At 61.4% G+C, this 16,828-nt stretch carries 20 protein-coding genes; 9 read left to right on the top strand and 11 right to left on the bottom strand.

Annotation, left to right across the window (positions count from 1 at the left end):
• Nucleotides 1-479 (top strand): IS3 family transposase (locus ACTD9P_RS18735; protein WP_438868873.1); only part of this gene is annotated, 479 nt, incomplete at its 5' end.
• 338 nt (nucleotides 480-817) lie between these two features.
• On the opposite strand, the gene ACTD9P_RS18730 is transcribed toward ACTD9P_RS18735, so the two are convergent.
• The 4 genes from ACTD9P_RS18730 to ACTD9P_RS18715 form a co-directional block, all read right to left on the bottom strand.
• Entirely contained in the window at nucleotides 818-1,111 is a 294-nt protein-coding gene (locus ACTD9P_RS18730) for a DUF6124 family protein (protein ID WP_438868872.1), read from the bottom strand.
• Nucleotides 1,112-1,341: 230 nt separating this feature from the next.
• Nucleotides 1,342-2,253, bottom strand: coding sequence for a crotonase/enoyl-CoA hydratase family protein (locus tag ACTD9P_RS18725; protein WP_438868871.1), 912 nt, complete (start codon nucleotides 2,251-2,253; stop codon nucleotides 1,342-1,344).
• A 295-nt stretch (nucleotides 2,254-2,548) separates the two neighbouring features.
• Entirely contained in the window at nucleotides 2,549-3,436 is an 888-nt protein-coding gene (gene yghX, locus ACTD9P_RS18720; protein WP_438868870.1) for a YghX family hydrolase, read from the bottom strand.
• A gap of 44 nt (nucleotides 3,437-3,480) precedes the next feature.
• The gene (locus ACTD9P_RS18715) at nucleotides 3,481-3,975 is read right to left on the bottom strand and encodes a PaaI family thioesterase (protein ID WP_056860205.1); all 495 of its coding nucleotides are present in this window, start codon (nucleotides 3,973-3,975) and stop codon (nucleotides 3,481-3,483) included.
• A 124-nt stretch (nucleotides 3,976-4,099) separates the two neighbouring features.
• Here ACTD9P_RS18715 and ACTD9P_RS18710 point away from each other — a divergent pair, with 124 nt between their 5' ends.
• Nucleotides 4,100-4,669 carry a YceI family protein gene (locus tag ACTD9P_RS18710; protein WP_438868869.1) on the top strand — a complete coding sequence of 190 codons (570 nt, stop codon included), beginning with the start codon at nucleotides 4,100-4,102 and terminating at the stop codon, nucleotides 4,667-4,669.
• On the opposite strand, the gene ACTD9P_RS18705 is transcribed toward ACTD9P_RS18710, so the two are convergent.
• The gene (locus tag ACTD9P_RS18705) at nucleotides 4,666-5,556 is read right to left on the bottom strand and encodes a DMT family transporter (RefSeq protein ID WP_438868868.1); all 891 of its coding nucleotides are present in this window, start codon (nucleotides 5,554-5,556) and stop codon (nucleotides 4,666-4,668) included. The genes ACTD9P_RS18710 and ACTD9P_RS18705 overlap by 4 nt on opposite strands.
• A gap of 88 nt (nucleotides 5,557-5,644) precedes the next feature.
• Between ACTD9P_RS18705 and ACTD9P_RS18700 the strand changes: the two genes are divergently transcribed.
• Nucleotides 5,645-6,970: an aminotransferase-like domain-containing protein gene (locus tag ACTD9P_RS18700; RefSeq protein WP_438868867.1), complete on the top strand. Its 1,326-nt coding sequence runs from the start codon at nucleotides 5,645-5,647 to the stop codon at nucleotides 6,968-6,970.
• A 16-nt stretch (nucleotides 6,971-6,986) separates the two neighbouring features.
• Here the strand turns inward: ACTD9P_RS18700 and ACTD9P_RS18695 are convergent, their stop codons facing one another.
• Complete coding sequence (locus ACTD9P_RS18695) at nucleotides 6,987-7,418, bottom strand: nuclear transport factor 2 family protein (RefSeq protein WP_056860201.1); 432 nt, start codon at nucleotides 7,416-7,418, stop codon at nucleotides 6,987-6,989.
• A 258-nt stretch (nucleotides 7,419-7,676) separates the two neighbouring features.
• Here ACTD9P_RS18695 and ACTD9P_RS18690 point away from each other — a divergent pair, with 258 nt between their 5' ends.
• Genes ACTD9P_RS18690 through ACTD9P_RS18680 form a run of 3 tightly spaced genes read left to right on the top strand, consistent with a single transcriptional unit; the run spans nucleotide 7,677 to nucleotide 9,107 of the window.
• Complete coding sequence (locus tag ACTD9P_RS18690; RefSeq protein ID WP_438868866.1) at nucleotides 7,677-7,895, top strand: DUF6434 domain-containing protein; 219 nt, start codon at nucleotides 7,677-7,679, stop codon at nucleotides 7,893-7,895.
• Complete coding sequence (locus ACTD9P_RS18685; RefSeq protein ID WP_438868864.1) at nucleotides 7,892-8,362, top strand: RidA family protein; 471 nt, start codon at nucleotides 7,892-7,894, stop codon at nucleotides 8,360-8,362. The genes ACTD9P_RS18690 and ACTD9P_RS18685 overlap by 4 nt, the downstream gene beginning before the upstream one ends.
• Nucleotides 8,363-8,369: 7 nt before the next feature.
• Nucleotides 8,370-9,107 carry a CPBP family intramembrane glutamic endopeptidase gene (locus ACTD9P_RS18680; RefSeq protein WP_438868863.1) on the top strand — a complete coding sequence of 246 codons (738 nt, stop codon included), beginning with the start codon at nucleotides 8,370-8,372 and terminating at the stop codon, nucleotides 9,105-9,107.
• A gap of 188 nt (nucleotides 9,108-9,295) precedes the next feature.
• On the opposite strand, the gene ACTD9P_RS18675 is transcribed toward ACTD9P_RS18680, so the two are convergent.
• Nucleotides 9,296-10,996 carry an amidase gene (locus ACTD9P_RS18675; protein ID WP_438868861.1) on the bottom strand — a complete coding sequence of 567 codons (1,701 nt, stop codon included), beginning with the start codon at nucleotides 10,994-10,996 and terminating at the stop codon, nucleotides 9,296-9,298.
• A gap of 55 nt (nucleotides 10,997-11,051) precedes the next feature.
• Complete coding sequence (locus ACTD9P_RS18670; RefSeq protein WP_438868860.1) at nucleotides 11,052-11,834, bottom strand: helix-turn-helix domain-containing protein; 783 nt, start codon at nucleotides 11,832-11,834, stop codon at nucleotides 11,052-11,054.
• An 83-nt stretch (nucleotides 11,835-11,917) separates the two neighbouring features.
• Between ACTD9P_RS18670 and ACTD9P_RS18665 the strand changes: the two genes are divergently transcribed.
• Together ACTD9P_RS18665 and ACTD9P_RS18660 are read left to right on the top strand one after the other, a co-directional pair.
• Nucleotides 11,918-12,223, top strand: a complete 306-nt coding sequence (locus ACTD9P_RS18665) for a DUF2834 domain-containing protein (protein WP_438868859.1) — start codon at nucleotides 11,918-11,920, stop codon at nucleotides 12,221-12,223.
• Nucleotides 12,216-12,638 (top strand): MAPEG family protein, encoded by a 423-nt coding sequence (locus ACTD9P_RS18660; RefSeq protein WP_438868858.1) that lies wholly within the window; start codon nucleotides 12,216-12,218, stop codon nucleotides 12,636-12,638. Before ACTD9P_RS18665 ends, ACTD9P_RS18660 begins: the two co-directional genes overlap by 8 nt.
• A gap of 90 nt (nucleotides 12,639-12,728) precedes the next feature.
• Here ACTD9P_RS18660 and ACTD9P_RS18655 read toward each other — a convergent pair whose 3' ends face one another.
• The 3 genes from ACTD9P_RS18655 to ACTD9P_RS18645 are packed head-to-tail and all read right to left on the bottom strand — an operon-like array spanning nucleotide 12,729 to nucleotide 15,664.
• Entirely contained in the window at nucleotides 12,729-13,652 is a 924-nt protein-coding gene (locus ACTD9P_RS18655) for a sugar ABC transporter substrate-binding protein (protein WP_438868857.1), read from the bottom strand.
• Between the two features lie 42 nt (nucleotides 13,653-13,694).
• Nucleotides 13,695-14,819 (bottom strand): phytanoyl-CoA dioxygenase family protein, encoded by a 1,125-nt coding sequence (locus tag ACTD9P_RS18650; RefSeq protein ID WP_438868856.1) that lies wholly within the window; start codon nucleotides 14,817-14,819, stop codon nucleotides 13,695-13,697.
• The gene (locus ACTD9P_RS18645) at nucleotides 14,819-15,664 is read right to left on the bottom strand and encodes an SDR family oxidoreductase (RefSeq protein ID WP_438868855.1); all 846 of its coding nucleotides are present in this window, start codon (nucleotides 15,662-15,664) and stop codon (nucleotides 14,819-14,821) included. The genes ACTD9P_RS18650 and ACTD9P_RS18645 overlap by 1 nt, the downstream gene beginning before the upstream one ends.
• 124 nt (nucleotides 15,665-15,788) lie before the next feature.
• Here ACTD9P_RS18645 and ACTD9P_RS18640 point away from each other — a divergent pair, with 124 nt between their 5' ends.
• Nucleotides 15,789-16,814 (top strand): LacI family DNA-binding transcriptional regulator, encoded by a 1,026-nt coding sequence (locus tag ACTD9P_RS18640; RefSeq protein ID WP_428554827.1) that lies wholly within the window; start codon nucleotides 15,789-15,791, stop codon nucleotides 16,812-16,814.
• Nucleotides 16,815-16,828 lie beyond the last annotated feature (14 nt).

The raw sequence follows: 16,828 nt of genomic DNA, 5'->3' as shown, positions 1-16,828 counted from the left end.
ATATCACCTACATTTGGGCGCAAGGAAAGTGGCATTACTTGGCTGTCGTCCTGGATCTTTGTAAGCGTCGGATCGTGGGCTGGGCGCTGTCGGAAAAGCCAGACGCTGAACTGGTAATCAAAGCGCTAGATATGGCTTACGAGCAGCGTGGCAGGCCTTCGGATCTGCTATTCCACTCGGACCAGGGATCGCAATATGCAAGCCGACTCTTTCGCCAGCGGTTGTGGCGATACCGCATACGCCAGAGCATGAGTCGACGAGGAAACTGCTGGGATAACGCACCGATGGAGCGCGTATTTCGCAGTTTGAAAACAGAATGGATACCGACCGTGGGCTATCGAACTGCGCAGGAAGCACAGCGCGATATCAGCCATTTTTTGATGCATCGCTACAACTGGATTCGGCCTCATCAATTCAACGATGGGTTGGCTCCAGCGCAGGCCGAGGAAAAACTTAACGTCGTGTCCGGGATTAGTTGACCACTACATAGACACCCTACAGAAATAGAGGATAGATTTATTTTCAGCGGTTCCTAGCCGAGAGAACGGAATCAGATCACGTTTCATCTGGGCTGGGCTTGGGGGTGGGGTGATTAATTTGTGTAAGAACGGGATCAGACCCCGAAGGATACCTGTTTTTTCTTATTAAAAATCAATAAGTTGCAATTCTTTAAGAAACCTTCCTGAGTCGGCAAGTTGGCTCGGGAAGGAATGTGCTCAGTTCGGCTTGCCTGCGAAGGCGGTGTATCAGTCATTAATCCGCCACTGACACACCGCCTTCGCAGGCAAGCCAGCTCCCACAGTGGGTTTGTGGTGTGTCAGCAGGTTTTCGGTTGCAGGCACTCCAGCGCACGGTCGGCCAGGGTTTGGGCCATGTCGATCAGGTGTTCGGTGGCACCGGCCATGTGGCGTTGATCGCCTGTCAGGCCTTGAGTGGTGTCGGCTGCGGTGGCGGCTGCGCAGCGCAGCAGGTCGCAGAGTTGGGCGAGGGCGTCTTCGAAGCTGAGGTCGTGGTGCACGGCAAAGGGCTGAGGTGAGGCGGGTTGCAGGTAGTGGCTCAGGGCGCGTTCAAATATTTCGCGGCTGGGGGTGAGGCGTGTTGAATTGCTCATGCATAAGCTCCTGATAAGGGGCCTACTTGTTTCAGGTTTCCACACCTGTTCGCTGATAGGCAGCGACAGCTCACAGGCTAGCCAGTGGCATGAGCAGGCGCAAGGCCAAAGGGCTGCTTAGGAAGCTTCCTGCACGTTAAAGAGATATGGATTGCTGGCCTTTGACACTGCATGTCGCTCAGCCAGCACCCACACTCCAGATCGCGGCATCGGGCATTCCCGAGTTGGGTCTAATTTCCTTGATAAACGGCCGGTCGCCCTTCAGCTTCCGCCTTGCGCCCCTCCTGGAAGTCCTTGGATTTGTACAGCGTCGAGCGTTGCACATCCAATTGGGACAGCGCGTCGGCTTGCGCGGGGTCGATCACGCGGTGTGCGGAGGCCAGCGTGGCTTTGATCCCCAAGGGGCCGTTGGCGGCGATCTTGTTGGCAAGCTCAATGGCTTTGTCGAGGGCGGGCTGTGGGTCGGCGATCGCTTGGACGGTGCCCATGCGGTAGGCCTCTTGGGCTGACCAATGATCGCCGGTGAGCATGTAGCGCATGGCGTTGCCCCAGCCGGCTTCGCGCACGAAGCGCACTGTGGAGCCACCGCCTGGGTAACGGCCGTGGGTGTTTTCGTCCTGGCCGAAGTTGGTGTTGTTTGCCGCGACGCGCAGGTCGGCGACCAGGAACAGTTCATGCGCCATGTTCCAGGTGTCGCCGTGTACCGCGACGATCAGCGGTTTGGTGAGGCCGGGCATTTTTTTGCCGAGCGGGTCGATCTGCCCGTCGCCGAGGGTTACGCCGCCAGCGCTGGCGACGGCCTTAAAGCCTTCAACGTCAAGGCCCTGGGAAAAGTTGTCGCCGTGCCCGAACAGTACGGCAGCGCGCAGTGAGGGGTCATGGTCGTAGTCGTAATAGGCCTTGGCGAGGGCCAGATAGGCTTCTGGATCGAGTCGGTTCTGGATGTCGGGTCGGTTGATGCCAATCAGTACGATCTGGCCGCGACGCTCGACGGTAATCTTGTGGGAGGGGGTTGTTGAAATATCGAGCATTTTGACTGTGTTAGTCGGTGGTTCGGTTTTGTCGGCAGATTGTGCAAGTACAGCTCCCGTGAGCAGAGAAAGGGCTGAAAACATGACGATCTTGTGGAAAAGTCTTTGCATTGATACTTCCTTCTCTGGCCTGGGCTGTGCGGATGGTTTTCCGTGCCAGGAAGGTTAGAGGGTGCAGTGAGGCAGCTGTAGGCGGTGGGCGGGACTAACTTTTATTCCGGGGTGGAATAGTGGTTGGGATGCTTCGGGTTTGGGGTGTCAGCCAGAGTAATGGGGTCTGATAGACCGCCATCGCAGGCAAGCCAGCTCCCACAGTAGATAGGGGTTGCCTGACATCCCCAATCCAGCTGTGGGAGCTGGCTTGCCTGCGATAGGGCCGGGCCTGCTTCCACAGTTTAAATCGGCGCTAGACCAGGTATTTGCGGAACCAGCCCAAAGTGCGCTCCCACGCCAGATTCGCCGCCGCCTCGTCATATCTCGGCGTCGAATCATTATGAAAACCATGATTGGCACCCTTATAAATAAACGCCTCATAGGTCGTGCCCGCCGCCTTCAACGCCTGCTCATACGCCGGCCAACCCTCGTTGATTCGCGTGTCCAGCTCGCCGTAATGCAGCATGATCGGCGCCTTGATGCGTGGCACATCCTTCGAATCCGGCTGCCTGCCGTAAAACGACACCGCCGCGCCCAGTTCCGGATACGCCACCGCCGCCGCATTGGTCACGCCGCCGCCATAGCAGAAGCCCGTGATCCCGACTTTGCCGGTGCTGCTGTCGTGGTGCATCAGCCATTCGATGGCGGCGAAGAAGTCGTTCATGAGCTTGGTGGGGTCGACTTTTTGTTGCAGTTCCACGCCTTTTTCATCGTTGCCGGGGTAGCCGCCCACGGAGGTGAGGCCGTCGGGTGCCAGGGCGATGAAGCCGGCTTTGGCCAGGCGCCGGGCGACGTCTTCGATGTAGGGGTTAAGGCCTCGGTTTTCGTGCACCACCACCACGGCGGGCAGTTTGCCGCTGGCCTTGGCCGGGCGTACGAGGTAGCCGCGCACGGTGCCGTTGCCTTTGGGCGACGGGTAGGTGATGTAGTCGGCGACGATGTCCGGGTCGGTGAATTTGACCTGTTCGGCCAGCGCGTAGTTGGGGCTCAGGGCCGCCAGCAGGGCAGAAGCAGTGAGGCCGCCGAAGGTGAACAGCGCGGCGCGGTCGAGAAATTCGCGGCGGTTGAGTTTGCCGTGGGCGTAGCCGTCGTAGAGTTCCAGCAGTTCGGGGGCAAAGTCTTTCGCGGTGAGACGAGTCATCGGAGCAGTCCTCGATTAGCGGTGGTCATCACTGTAGACCAGGATCAACTGTCGCGGCCATGGGCGGCGGCGGCCAGTTGCCCGGTATCGACGCGCACGAACACCGAGTCGCCGAGGGCGGTGAGCACGTCACCGGCGTACACCTCGCAGACCACGCGGCTTTTACGCCCCACGTCGCCTTCGACCCGCGCGCGCAGGGTCAGTGTCACGCCCATGGGCGTGGGCTTGATGAACTTGATCCCCAGGTTACCGGTCACGCAGTCGATGCGCGGCAGGCTGCCGGGTTCGCGCTGCTCATTGCGGTAGTGGTAGGCCATGGCCGTCCAGTTGGAGTGGCAGTCGACCAGCATGGCGATCAGGCCGCCGTAGACCAGGTCCGGCCAGCCGCTGTACTGGGCTTCGGGTAGGTGCTCGGCGATAACGTGGACACCATCGGCGTCCCAACGGCTTTTGATGTGCAGGCCATGGGGGTTACTGCCGCCGCAGCCGTAGCAGATGCCTTCGGGCGCGGTGATGTCCTGCAGGGAAGGGGTGTGCATGCAAAGTCCTTATTGTTTGTTTTGGCGACTACTCTGTTTAGCAGGGCACGCTGCGAAAGGGAATAAAACCATGGCATGGCGTGTTAGCTCAGCACATCTGTTCATTTGTCTTGCGGAGTGTTGCATGAAGCGTCGAATGCCCCTGTTTGTAAGCCTGGCGGTCCTCCTTGGTGTGTTTCTCGGCAGCGCGCAGGCCGTGGAATACAAAGACGTCAACCGCACTGCCAGCCAGATCAGTTTTACCTTCCAGCAATTCGGGCAGCGGGTGTACGGCACCTTCGGCGACTTTGAAGGCACCCTGACCTTTGACACGCAAAAGCCCGAGGCGGCCCATGCGTTGCTCAAGATCCAACTGGCGAGCATCGACGCCGGCAGCCAGGACGCCAATACCCAGTTGCAGCAACCGGCGTGGTTCGACACCGCGGCTTATCCTGTGGGCGTGTATGAGTCCAACGGCGCCACGGCGCTGGGCGATAACCGCTACAAAATCACCGGCAACCTGACGATCAAGGGCATCACGCGGCCGGTGGATATTGATGTGGTGCTCAAGGAGCAAAGTGGCATCGGCGTGTTTGACGGCGCGTTTATCCTCAAGCGCGGCGACTTCAAGATTGGTGAAGGTGAGTGGGCGGGCAACAGCGTGGTGTCTGACGACATCAACATCAAATTCAAGATGGTCGCGCCGCAGCGCTAGCGGGCGAACTGCTTGGCCCCGGCCACACAGCCGATCACCGCAACCGTGACCAGCAGCATGCCCAGGCTGACCTGCTCATGCAGCAGGCCCGCCGCCAACGCCAGGCCAAAGAACGGTTGCAGCAACTGCAACTGGCCGACCGCAGCGATGCCACCCTGGGCCAGGCCGCGATACCAGAACACAAAGCCGATCAGCATGCTGAACAGCGACACATAGCCCAGGCTCAGCCACGCCGGCAGGCTGATGCCCGTGAGGGTGGCCGGCGCCAGCATCACACTCAACGGCGCCACCACCGGCAGGGCTACCACCAGCGCCCAGCAGATTACTTGCCAGCCGCCCAGGCTGCGCGACAACGTGGCGCCTTCGGCATACCCCAGGCCGCACACCAATACGGCAAGCAGCATCAGCACGTCACCGGCCGGCGCAGCGCTCAAGCCTTGGGCAACCGCGTAGCCCATCACCAGCAGGCTGCCGAGAATCGAAAACACCCAGAACACCGGGCGCGGCCGCTCGCCGCCTCGCAGTACACCAAACACGGCGGTGGCCAGCGGTAGCAGGCCAATGAAGACGATGGAGTGCGCCGAGGTCACGTATTGCAGCGCCAGTGCCGTGAGCAGTGGAAAGCCGATCACCACGCCCAGGGCGACGATCACCAGCGGCCCCCATTGGTGGCGTGCGGGGCGTTTTTCCCTGAACAACCCCAACAACAGCAAGCCGAGCACGGCGGCAATGGCGGCGCGGATCATGGTCAGAAACACCGGGTTGAACTCCATCACCGCCAGGCGCGTGGCCGGCAGCGAACCGCTGAAGATCACTACGCCGATAAACCCGTTGATCCAGCCTCGGGTGCTGACGTCTGCTGCGGTAAGGCTTGAGGTGCGTTGCATGATCAGGGCTCGAAATAGGTGGTTGCGTAAACGCCATCCTAGGGACCAGGATTAAGACAATCAAAAAATTGTCATGGATACATCACCTATGCCGCGCGCCCGCTATAAGTCGCTGGTCGACACCTTTGCCCAGGACATCCGCAGCGGCGCACTGGCGCCCGGTACACGTCTGCCCACTCACCGGCAATTGGCCGCCGAGCATGGTTTGGCGCTGGTTACCGCGAGCCGGGTGTACACCGAGCTTGAGGCCATGGGCCTGGTCAGCGGCGAAACCGGGCGCGGCACCTTTGTGCGGGAAATCGCGTTGCCGCCGGGGCAGGGCAGTGGGCAGATGAATGTGGCCACCGGCATGCTCGACCTGAACTTCAATTACCCCTCGCTGCCCGGCCAGGCAGACCTGCTGCGCACCGCTCTGCGCCAATTGGCGCTGTCGGGCGACCTGGAAGCGCTGCTGCGTTACCAGCCGCATGCCGGTCGCTTGCACGAGCGGGCCGCTGTGGCGCGGCATCTGTTGAGCCGAGGCCTGGCGGTTGAGGCGGAGCAGGTGCTGATGGTCAGCGGCGCCCAGCACGGCCTGGCGGTAACGATGATGGCATTGCTCAAGCCTGGCGATGTGATTGCCGTGGATGCGCTGACCTATTCAGGCTTCAAGGTGCTGGCAGAAACCTTGCACCTGGAAATCGTCGCCATTCCGGTCACCGCCAGCGGTCCGGATCTGGCGTTCCTGTACGCGCTGTGCCGCAAGCGCCCAGTGCGTGCGGTGTACAGCATTCCAACCCTGCATAACCCGTTGGGGTGGGTGATGAGCCTTGCGCAACGCGAGCAACTGATTGCCATCGCGCGTGAGCACCATCTGATGCTGATTGAGGACGCGGCCTACGCGTTCCTGGCCGAAGACGCGCCACCGCCTCTGGCGACGTTGGCGCCTGAATGCACGGTGTACGTGGGCGGGTTATCCAAAAGTGTCGCCACCGGTTTGCGCGTCGGGTTTATCGCCGCGCCGCCAGCCTGGGTAAAAAAGCTGGAGCGCACGATCATGGCCACCACCTGGAACGTGCCAGGGGTGATGAGCGCGATTGCCGTGGGCTGGATCGAAGACGGCACGGTTGCGCAACTCGAAGCACAAAAGCGCCAGGATGCACGGGCGCGCCAAGCCTTGGCTGCACAGGTGCTCAAGGGCGTGCCTTACATCAGCCATCCGTGTTCGTATTTTTTGTGGTTGCCGCTGGCGGACGAGGCGCGGGCTGATCAGGTGGCCATGGCCTTGCAACGCGAGCAGATTTCCGTGTCCACCGCCGAGCCGTTTGCGGTCTCGGCCACGGTTCCGCACGCGCTGCGCCTGGCACTGGGCTCGGTGAGCATGGCCGCGCTGGGAGCGGCGCTGGTGAAGGTCAGGGAGGCGGTGCGGTGGTGAGCCGCACCGCTTGGCATCAGTATTTGTAAGCCTGACGCCCGATCAGCAGCCAGTGGCCTTTTTGTTTCTGCCAGACCTGGAAGTTGTCGATATCGGTCGGCACTTCGACGCCGCTGTTCACGGCCAGGGCGTGAAAGTGGTTGCGCACCAGCGCGGTGTCGCCGTCCAGGGTGATGGTCTGGTTTTGCATTTCAAGGGTTTTGAACGCGCTGGTGTGGGTTTCCAGGTCAGCGATAAATTGCGCTTTGTTCTGCACCTTGCCGCTGGAGTGGCCATAGGTGAGTTTGTCGGAAGTCAGAGCGTGCAGCGCCTTGAGGTCCAGGTGCAGCATGGCTTGGGTCAGTTGGTCGACCGCTTGGGCCACATCCTTTTCGGCCGGGGCAGGCGCAGCTGCGACGTAGCCGGTGAACAGGCACAGAAAACCGATCAGCACTTTGACGTTTGGCATGGGTGTTTCCTTATTGTTGTTGGGGGTGAACACGACAATTTAAGTCGTCGTACAACCATGCAATATTTTCGAGAGGGAAGGAAAGTGAAATTTTGAAATATCTGGAAAAGACTGGGTTTTATGACGTTATAAACAACGCGGGTTCTTGTACGACGTCCCAACACGTTAAATAAGTGCGGGCGTCGCCCCTTGTCGCTTCCAGCCCGAGAAGCCGGTCGCTATGCTACTGCGCAAATAACAAACCGCCCGAGAGACAACATGGATTTTGACTGGCACAGCGACGCCATCACCCGCGCCACTCCCGTGACCGCTCACTACAAAAATACCCAGAACGTTCGCCGTTTCATGCTTGAACACTGCGGCCCGACGTTCAAGTTCGATCGGCCGTTCATGGCCTGGATACGCAACGACATGCCCAAAACCTTGGGTGATGTGGTGGATGAGTGGCAACGCCGTAACGAGGACGCACGCCCATGACACGCGATGAAAAATACCAGGCTGCCCAAGAGCGCATGGGCTACTTGCTGGAGGAGTTCAAAGTCGGCGGCAACTACACGCCGTTGGTACGCAACGGCAACCATCTGTATATCAGCGGCCAGATTCCGCGTGTCGGCGACACCCTTATGCTGCCGGGCAAGGTCGGTGAAAGCCTGACCCTGGCCCAGGCACAAATCGCCGCCGGTATCAGCGCGTTGCGTTGCCTGGGGTTGCTCAAGCAGGCGTTGGGTTCGCTGGACCAGGTCAAGGCCATCGCGCGTATCACCGTGTATGTGCGCAGCGCGGAAGACTTTGATCAGCAGAGTGAAGTGGCCAACGGTGCGTCGGACCTGTTCCACGAAATCCTCGGCGCTGCCGGTGTGCATACACGTACGTCGGTGGGCGTGATGCAGTTACCTAAATCGGCGGCGGTCGAGATCGACATGATTGCTGTCGCACACGGTTGAGTGACTGATGATTACCCAAGGGCTTGAGGTACTGATCGACTACGGCGTGCACTTGGCGCCGGGTCTGTTGCTGTTTGGCGCGTGGTTCGCGTTGACGCCAAGGGCGCAGGTGGCGATGCGCATCCTGATCCTGCTGGCGGCGTTTGTGCTGATGCGTGATGCGATGACGCCGCTGGGCATGTGGGCGGTGAGCCGCGATGCGCAGATCGCACTCAGTGGCAATGCCTTCGTGCTGGCGGCGCTGGGCGGGCTGTCGGTGCTGCTGATCATGCTGCTCTCACGCCTGGCACCGGAGTTGTGGCGGTTGATGCGTTGGACCATTGGCAACCCGTTGGTTGGCATGGCAGCGGGCATCGTGGTCGGCTGTCTGATCGGCGTGCCGCTGCGGGTTTACCAAGGCATCGAGGCGTCCGCGTTCCACGGCTATTGGGTGTGGCTGCCGGGCATGGTGGTATTGGCCTACGGCGCCAATGCGTTGGAAGAAGTGCTGTTTCGCGGTTTTTTGCAGGGTTACCTGGAGCAACAGGTCTCACCCCTGCGCGCCGCACTAATCAGCGGTGTGGCCTTTGCGGCCTGCCATACATTCCTGGCCTTAAGCGTTACCCAACTGGGCTGGCCGGTGTTGCTGTTCACCCTGCTTGAAGGGTTGGCCTGCGCACTGGTGCGCATGCGCTACGGCGTGCTGCCCGCAGCTCTGGCCCACGGCACCGCCATCCTGCTGATCGCCGTGCCCTACATGGCCTGATCTGAAACACAAACAGCTGAAATACAGTCAAAATGTGGGAGCGGGCTTGCTCGCGAAGACGGTGTGTCAGTCACCTGATGCATCGCCTGACACGGCGCTTTCGCGAGCAAGCCCGCTCCCACAGGTAGATAGCGTTCGGGCCGTTGTGGCTCTACATGGCTTGATGTGAAATACAGCTCCCACAATGTTTACAACGGCGGTGTGCGCGGCGGGATCAGGCGTTTGCTGCCGGTGGCTTCATACGCGCTGGCGAAGCTCAGCAGCGCCGAATCATCGTAAGCGCGGCCGGCAAAGGTCAGGCCGACGGGCATGCCGATGTCGGCCATCACGCCCATCGGTACGGTGACGGTGGGCACGCCGAGGTGGCGGATGGCGAGGTTGCCGTTGGCGACCCACACGCCATTGCTCCAGGCGATGTCGGCGCTGGCTTCATTCACGTCGGCATCCGCCGGGCCTACATCGGCCACGGTGGGGAACAGCACTGCATCCAGCCCAAGCGTGTCCATCCAGTCTTCCAGGTCGATGCGCCGGGTTTGCTCCAGGCCGCGCAAGCCGTCCGGCACTGTGCTGATCGCGTTCCACGGCGTGATGCCGCGCTCGGCCATGCGCACGTATTCGTCCATGCCGGCGGCCAGGTCATCCTCACGGTTGGGCAGGGTGCCTGGGTCGTGCGGGAAAATCTTCAGCCCGTCTACATCCGCCAGGCGGTTGAGTGCCGGGTCGTTGTTGGCGCGCAGGAAGTCATCGAAGGCCCAGGCTGACAGTTCCCACAATTCGTCGTGCAGGAATTCCTTGGAAACCAAGCCACGGGTAAACACGGTGGGCGCGCCAGGGCGATCGCCTTCGCAGTTGGACACCAGCGGGAAATCGACGTCGATTACTTCAGCACCGGCAGCTTGCAGCGCCTGGCGTGCATCTGCCCACAGATGGATCACGCTGGCGCGGGTGTTGATCTTCTGCCCGGTCGGCCCGCCAATGCCGGGCTTTTCGCTGGTGCCCGCCTCGGGGTCGGCATTGATGTACATGCGCGGCACGCCGAAACGTTTACCGGCGAGGGCTTCACTGCTTACCGCCAAATCGGCGTAAGACGCGGGGCGCACCGACGCCACGCTCGGGATCGGCACCCAGGGTTGCAGGCGCCACAGGTCGCCACGGGTGTCGGGGTCTTCGGCGACAACCACATCCAGCACTTCCAGCAGGTCGGCCATGGTGCGTGCATAGGGCACCACCACGTCCATGGTCGGCGTGAGCGGCCAGTTGCCGCGTACCGAAATTACCCCACGGGACGGCGTGTAGGCGCACAAGCCGTTGTTGGACGCCGGGCCGCGCCCGCTCGACCAGGTTTCTTCAGCCACACCAAAGGCGGCGAAGCTGGCCGCCGTGGCGGTACCCGCGCCGTTGGACGAGCCGGAGGCAAACGGTGCGGTGAGGTAGTCGGCGTTGTAAGGGCTTTCGGCGCGGCCATACACACCGCGCTGCATCCCGCCATTGGCCATCGGTGGCATGTTGGTCTTGCCCAGGCAGATGGCGCCGCCCGCTCGCAGGCGTTCGATGGTGAAGGCGTCGCGTTGCGCAACCAGTTTGGCAAAGGCCGGGCTGCCGGATGCGGCCGTCAGGCCCTTGACCAGGTAGCTGTCCTTGGCGGTATAGGGAATGCCGTCCAATGGCCCCAACGTTTCACCCCTGGCCCGGCGCGCATCGGACGCCTCGGCTTCTTTAAGGGCTTCGGGGTTGCGCACCACCACGGCGTTCAACGCGGTGGCGGTCTGCGGGCCGTCGTAGGCATCGATCCGCGCCAGGTAGGCGTTTACCAGTTCAACGGCAGTGGTCTGGCCGGTTTCAAGCGCCGCGCGCAGTTGGGCAATGGAGACTTCGGTAACTTGCATCACGTTTTTTTCGCCGCCTTCAAGTGGGAGGTATGGCGGCAGTCTACGGACAGATATTTCACAAAACCAGCGCGGCATGCTCCGCATAGGCGGCGCGCATGACTTGCCACGTCGGCTCGTCAGCCGGAATCAGATGCTCGATACGCAGCGAGGTGAGGGTGATGTCCTGGGGCATGCCGAACGTGGTGAAGGTCGACAGAAAGCTCAGCTCGCCCAGGGGTGAGCGGATGCGCGTCAGCACCAACGGCGGCATGTGCTCGGGCGGTTCGGTGTGAGTAGGCGTCGGCAGACTGGCTAATAAAACCGCCAATTCCGGATTGCCCAGCGCCTCACGGCTGGCGCGTTGCCAAGCAAGCGTGCGGATATCTTCGGCGTTGATCAGGTGGTCGCCCAAACCGCCGGTTTGCAACAGCGTGGTCAGCAGGTTCAGCCCGTCTGCCGCATCCGGTTCAAGCTCCAACAATTGAAACAGAACGCCGGTACTGGCATTCGCCGCCAGCACTTGCCACTGGCTGTCCAGCAGAATCGCCGGGGCCGGGTTGTTGGCGTGCAACACGTGGCTGACGGCTTCGCGAATCGCGGCCATGGCCGGTGAGGCGAGCGGGGTGGCGGTGTAGCGTGGTGCGTAACCGGCGGCGAGGAACACGCGATTGCACTGCTCAAGCGGCACATCCAGCGCGGTCAATAAGTTGTGCAGCGTGCCCGGGCTCGGCTTGGCGCGGCCGGTTTCGATGTAACTGAGGTGGCGTTGCGAAACCCCGGTGATCAGGGCCAGGTCCAGCTGGCTCAGCTTGGCGTGGCGACGCAGTTGGCGCAGCTGGTCGCCGGCAGTACTTTCCATGGCGGGTTCATAACCTGTGAGGTCATTGCGAGGGCCAAGACCTTATCACTATCGTGAGCTTCATTCACTTCAAGGACGAGACCATGTACAGACCCTCTATTGCCCTGATCGGACTAGTTGGATTTTCGCTGTACACGCTGGCGACGATGCTCACGGCGGAGCAATCGCTGCTGGCCTTCGGGCGGCAATTGATGTCACGGCCGGACACCGCGCAGGTGGTGATTGACCTGTACTTGATGGCGGTGCTGGCGTGTGTGTGGATGTATCGGGATGCGCTTGGGCGCGGGCGGTCGGTAGTGTCTGTGCTGCCGTATTTCTTGCTGACGGCAGTGTTTGTTTCGGTGGGGCCGCTGCTTTATATCGTCGTCAATGGGCTGCGCGATGAATGACCTGCTGGCTATCTATGCAGGCTGCGTGCTGGTGTTGTGCCTGAAGATGTTCGCGATTTCCTGCTACCAGGGTTTTTGGCGGATTCGACGGCGGGCGTTCACCAACCTTGAAGATGCGGCGTTCTTCAGCCGCCTGGCGCAGCCACAAGAATTGCCGCAGGTTGTGAGGGCTCAAAGGGCGTGGGCCAATGACCTGGAAAACATTCCGCTGTTTTTTGCGCTGGGCGGATTGTGTGTGGCGCTGGGGAGTTCCCAGGGTGTCACGGGTTGGCTCTTTGGCGTGTTTACCCTGGCCCGCTTGACGCACACGGTCACGTATCTGGCAGGGCTGCAACCCTGGCGCACGCTGACCTATGCAGTAGGCGTGGCCTGCCTCTTCGGGCTCGGCGCCCTGGCGGTCTTGAGCCTAAGATGAAATCCCCCTGGCTGAGCGAGCTTACTGTGGCGAGCGGGCTTGCCACAAGAAGCCCGCTCGCCACAAGAAAACCTGGCCATAGGCTAGGGCCTAAGGGTTCAGAAACGCCTGGTAATTGTCTTTGGTGATCTGCTGATAAGGAATGGTCAGCTCAGCCACATAGGGTTCCTTCTTGACCATCTTCACCGCCAGGTCAATCGAGCCGACGGCCTGGCCCTTATTGTCCTGATACACCGTCACCAGCAGTTGGCCCTTCTTCACCGCGTCCAGTCCCGCTGCGCCGCCATCGCTGCCGGCCACCAGGATATCCTTGCCCGGCTGCATGCCCGCCTGGCTGATCGCCATGGCGGCGCCAATCGCCATTTCATCGGCATTCGCGGCCACGGCATCGATTTTGCGCCCGGACACAATCCAGTTGTTCATCAAGTCAATCGCCTTGCCGCGCTGCCATTCGGCACTTTGCTCCTCGACAATTTTGATGTTCGGGTAGTCCTTGAGCACCGTCTTCACTCCCAGCGTGCGGTTGTGCGTGGCGTTGTTGGACAGCAACCCGAGCATGATCGCAAGGTTGCCCTTGCCACCCATTTTCTCTGCCAGGTAGCGCATCTGGATTTCCCCGGCCTTGATCTCATCCGAGCCAACATAACCCACGCCCGGCGGCACGTCCTTGAACTCGGGGCGGCGGTTGACGTACACCAGCGGGATCTTGGCCTGCTGCGCGTTAACCGTCATTTTCTGCGTGGCCGCGGTGTCCACCGCATTGACGATAATCGCGTCCATGCCCTGGGCGGTGAAGTTCTGCACCTGATTGAGCTGGCGCACCACATCGCCCTGGGCGTCTTCAAATTGCAAGGTCACGCCGGGTAGCTCCTTGGCGTGGGCGGCCATGTAGTCACGCATCTGTGCGAGGAACACATCGTCGACCTGGGCGATGCTCACGCCGATGCGGATATCCGCCCAGGCCCAGGGCGTAACAGCGAGGGTCAGCAGTGCTGCGAGAAGTTGCTTCTTCATGGTGGTGCTCCGTTCTTTTTGTTGTTGTAAAAGCAGTGTGATTCACGCCTGGCGCTTGGCCCGCAGCTGCGCCACGGCAGCGGCGAAGTGCGCAGAGGGCCAGCGTTCGTTGAGGGCTTGTTGCATTAATTGTTGCCCGGTTTGCGGGGCAAGCCCGTGCAAGGGCGGGTCGGTGTCGAGGTTGGTGGGGAAGGCGTAACCGTCGGCCGTACAGGCGATCACCGCTTCGGCATTCAACGCAGGGTTGGCCAGCAGCACCGGGTACACCGCCAGCATCATGCGGTCACGGTCGAGGGCTTCCATGGGCTTGCCGAACGCCGAGGAGATTTGCAGCAGGTTGGCCATGCGCCGGTGATGTGTCGTGCGGTTGCTGCCCGCCGCGTGGAACAGCGCCGGGTTGAAGAACAGCAGGTCGCCCTTGTTCAACGGCAATTGCACGGCGTGCTGTTGGAAGTAGTCGATAAACTCCTCGCGCCGCCAGGCCAGGTAACCCAGCGGGTATTGCTGGGAGAAGGGCAGCAGTTGGGTCGGCCCGCTTTCCAGCGGCATATCCGAATGGGCCACCGCGCCTTGCAGCGTCAGGTATTGCGACAACAGGTGCAGCGGCAGTGGGAAACGCTCAACCACCTCGTTGGTCTGGAAACCCAGGTGATAGTCACGGTGCGGCTGCTGTGCCTGCCCGCCGGGGTGGACCACGTTGACTTGGGCGGTCATCTGAAAGCTCGGCCCCAGCCACGCTTCGGCGATCAAACCGAGCAGCGGGTTGGCGTAGTATTCGGCAAACGATTCCGGCGACTGCAGCGCGGCTTTCTGCAGTGAATTCCAGATGCGTCCGTTGCTGCCGGCCTTGGCAAAATGGTCGGCGGCCACGCCTTGTGCAGCCTCCTGGGCAAAGATCGCTTCGAACACCTGGCTATGGCGGTCGACCACTTCCAGGTCTTCATAGGCCTGGCGCACCACCATCACCCCAGGCCCGTCGCGGAACAGGCGGTGCAGCTCATCCATGACGCGCAGGCGCTCGCTGTTGCGTAAAGTGCGGGCCTGATAGATCGGCACATTGCTGACCACTTCTGCACACAACGGGTAATCCTCGGCGCTGGTACGTTGTGCGCATATTCGGCTGAAATCCGCCAGGCGCACCGCCGCGCTGGTCACGAACGCCGACATTACACACCTCCCGGCAGGCTCAGCGCCTGGTGCGGTTGCGGGCTGCCACTGTCGGTGCAGCCGACCACGCCTTGCTCCAGGTCGATCACCGAGCCGGTCATCATCCCGGATTCACGCGAGAGCAAAAACGCCACGCTTTGCGCCACTTCCTCGGGCTTGAGCAGCCGCCCGAACGGCTGCGCGCGCTCGGCCTCGGCCAGCCAGCCGTCTTGCGCGCCGTGGTATTGGCGCTGGATCTGATCCTCGTGGGGTGTGTCCATCCAGCCGATATTCAGGCCATTGACGCGGATGCGGTTACGCAACGCGCTGAATGCAACGTTTTTGGTCAAAATCGCCAGCGCGCCCTTGGACGCCGCATAGGCGCTCAAAAACGATTGCCCGCCATGCCCGGTGACGCTCTGGATATTCACCACCGCGCCTTCCACGCCGGTGCTGATCATCAGCTTGAGTGCTTCCTGCATCAGAAAAAACGGCGCCCGCACGTTCACCGCAAACAGCCGATCAAACAGCTCGGGCGAGGTGTCGAGGATGGTGCCGCGATCCGACATGCCGGCGCAGTTCACCAGCCCGTGCAAGGTGCCGAAGTGGGTGCGTGCTGCGTCGATGATCGCGCGGCAATCCTCGACCTTTTCCAGATCGGCCTCGACAAAAAATGCCTGGCAATCGAGCTGTGCCAGTTGCCGCACCTGTTCTTCGCCCTCGGCGCGGCGGCGCCCGCAGATGATCAGCCCGGCAGCGCCACGCTGCGCCAGGGTACGTGCCACGGCAGCGCCCAAACCCTGGGTGCTGCCGGTGACGACAAAATATTGGCCGTTGAATGCGCTGGCAAGATCGGTGTGAGGCATGCGGTTCTCCTGAAATTGTTGTTGTTTTTGTCGGCCTGGCTCGACGCCGGACAAAACTGAGACTAGCATTGCAAAACCTCAGTAACGCCCAAAAAAGACCTCAAAAACACCTCAGGCGAACCGCATGCTCGAACGCGCAAAACACTTCTCCATCAAGCAACTCGCGACCCAGGCCGGCGTGAGCAAAGCCACGGTCGACCGCGTGTTGCACCAGCGCGGCAGCGTGCATGCGCAAACCACCCGGCGCATCGAGCAGGCGCTGGATGAGTTGGAGGCCCAGGAAAAAAACGGCCTGGCGGTGGGGCGCACCTTTCACGTCGATGTGATCATGCACACGCCCCAGCGCTTCAGCGCGGCGGTGCAGGCGGCGATTACTGCGCAATTGGGCAGCCTGGCGCCGTTTCGCATCGCGCCGCGTTTTCACCTGTTTGAAGAAATCGAACCCCAGGCCATGCACGACCAGTTGCTGCGTTGCCTTGAAACCGGCAGCCAGGGCGTGGTGCTCAAGGCGGCGGATGAGCCGGCGGTGAATCAGGCAGTCAAGCAATTGATCGCGGCGGGCATTCCGGTGGTGACCCTGGTCACTGACCTGCCGCAAAGCGAGCGCATTGGCTATGTGGGCATGGACAACCGCACCGCTGGCCAAACCGCCGCCTACCTGATGTCGCGTTGGCTGCCGGCGCAGCCCCAGGACGTAGCGGTGGTGATCGGCAGCGAACTGTTCCGTGGCGAGGAAGAACGCGAGATGGGCTTTCGCGCCTGGCTACGCGGGCGTGCCGCGCACCTGCGGGTGCTGGATATCAGCGGCGGCTATGGCGTGTACGACCGCACGTTTGAGCGCGTGACCCAGGCCCTGAAGCAACATCCCGAACTCAAAGCGGTGTACAGCGTCGGCGGCGGTAACCGCGCGATTGTCGACGCCTTCGCCGCGCTGGAACGCCCGCTGGAGGTGTTTATCGGCCATGACCTGGACGAAGAAAACCGCCAGTTGCTGTTGGAAGAAAAAGTTGCCGCGATCATCGACCACAACCTGCAGATCGATGCCCGCAGCGTGTTTTTGCACATCCTGCAACACCACCGGCTATGGAAAGCCGGGCCGATTGCGCCGTCACAGGTGCAGATCGTTACACCGTTCAACCTGCCGGACTGAAGCTCCCTCAATAA

This window comes from Pseudomonas onubensis (assembly GCF_965653655.1).
Lineage (GTDB): Bacteria > Pseudomonadota > Gammaproteobacteria > Pseudomonadales > Pseudomonadaceae > Aquipseudomonas.
The sequence above is the reverse complement of the archived record's forward strand: the minus strand, read 5'-3'. Positions and strand labels throughout refer to the sequence as shown.

Excerpts from the sequence above, each read along its gene's own strand:
- ACTD9P_RS18685 (WP_438868864.1), top strand. The coding sequence starts at position 7,892 with ATGACACGCGATGAAAAATACCAGGCTGCCCAAGAGCGCATGGGCTAC.
- ACTD9P_RS18700 (WP_438868867.1), top strand. The coding sequence starts at position 5,645 with ATGCCGCGCGCCCGCTATAAGTCGCTGGTCGACACCTTTGCCCAGGAC.
- ACTD9P_RS18650 (WP_438868856.1), bottom strand. The coding sequence starts at position 14,819 with ATGTCGGCGTTCGTGACCAGCGCGGCGGTGCGCCTGGCGGATTTCAGC.
- ACTD9P_RS18705 (WP_438868868.1), bottom strand. The coding sequence starts at position 5,556 with ATGCAACGCACCTCAAGCCTTACCGCAGCAGACGTCAGCACCCGAGGC.
- ACTD9P_RS18655 (WP_438868857.1), bottom strand. The coding sequence starts at position 13,652 with ATGAAGAAGCAACTTCTCGCAGCACTGCTGACCCTCGCTGTTACGCCC.
- ACTD9P_RS18670 (WP_438868860.1), bottom strand. The coding sequence starts at position 11,834 with ATGGAAAGTACTGCCGGCGACCAGCTGCGCCAACTGCGTCGCCACGCC.
- ACTD9P_RS18690 (WP_438868866.1), top strand. The coding sequence starts at position 7,677 with ATGGATTTTGACTGGCACAGCGACGCCATCACCCGCGCCACTCCCGTG.
- ACTD9P_RS18660 (WP_438868858.1), top strand. The coding sequence starts at position 12,216 with ATGAATGACCTGCTGGCTATCTATGCAGGCTGCGTGCTGGTGTTGTGC.
- ACTD9P_RS18730 (WP_438868872.1), bottom strand. The coding sequence starts at position 1,111 with ATGAGCAATTCAACACGCCTCACCCCCAGCCGCGAAATATTTGAACGC.
- ACTD9P_RS18640 (WP_428554827.1), top strand. The coding sequence starts at position 15,789 with ATGCTCGAACGCGCAAAACACTTCTCCATCAAGCAACTCGCGACCCAG.
- ACTD9P_RS18645 (WP_438868855.1), bottom strand. The coding sequence starts at position 15,664 with ATGCCTCACACCGATCTTGCCAGCGCATTCAACGGCCAATATTTTGTC.
- ACTD9P_RS18715 (WP_056860205.1), bottom strand. The coding sequence starts at position 3,975 with ATGCACACCCCTTCCCTGCAGGACATCACCGCGCCCGAAGGCATCTGC.
- ACTD9P_RS18695 (WP_056860201.1), bottom strand. The coding sequence starts at position 7,418 with ATGCCAAACGTCAAAGTGCTGATCGGTTTTCTGTGCCTGTTCACCGGC.
- ACTD9P_RS18725 (WP_438868871.1), bottom strand. The coding sequence starts at position 2,253 with ATGCAAAGACTTTTCCACAAGATCGTCATGTTTTCAGCCCTTTCTCTG.
- yghX (WP_438868870.1), bottom strand. The coding sequence starts at position 3,436 with ATGACTCGTCTCACCGCGAAAGACTTTGCCCCCGAACTGCTGGAACTC.
- ACTD9P_RS18710 (WP_438868869.1), top strand. The coding sequence starts at position 4,100 with ATGAAGCGTCGAATGCCCCTGTTTGTAAGCCTGGCGGTCCTCCTTGGT.
- ACTD9P_RS18665 (WP_438868859.1), top strand. The coding sequence starts at position 11,918 with ATGTACAGACCCTCTATTGCCCTGATCGGACTAGTTGGATTTTCGCTG.
- ACTD9P_RS18680 (WP_438868863.1), top strand. The coding sequence starts at position 8,370 with ATGATTACCCAAGGGCTTGAGGTACTGATCGACTACGGCGTGCACTTG.